At 32.2% G+C, this 270-nt stretch carries 1 pseudogene; it reads left to right on the top strand.

What is annotated here, in order from left to right:
• A pseudogene (ddl, locus tag FE296_RS00100) lies at positions 1-191 on the top strand (D-alanine--D-alanine ligase); the annotation flags it as partial.
• Positions 192-270 lie beyond the last annotated feature (79 nt).

The following is a 270-nucleotide window of genomic DNA, read 5'->3' as shown; positions in this document are numbered from 1 at the left end:
CTAAGGAAGGGGTTCCTTACCTAGGAGAAGTTAACACATTACCTGGTTTCACTAACATTAGTCTATACCCACAACTATGGGAAGCTTCAGGTATCAGTTACACTGAACTAATTGATAGATTAATCGACCTAGCTTACAAAGAATTTGATCGTCGAAACAACATCATTCACGATTTCAAACCATTATCATAATAATTAAAAAAGAGGTAATCATTTGGATTATCTCTTTTTTTGTTGGAAAATTGTTTAAGAAAGTATTAAATTAACCGAA

Origin of the sequence: Paenibacillus sp. UASWS1643 (assembly GCF_008693195.1) — a bacterium.
GTDB classification, from domain to species: Bacteria; Bacillota; Bacilli; order Paenibacillales; family Paenibacillaceae; genus Paenibacillus; species Paenibacillus amylolyticus_B.
Note: the sequence above shows the minus strand (reverse complement) of the source record. Positions and strands in the feature narration are given on the sequence as shown.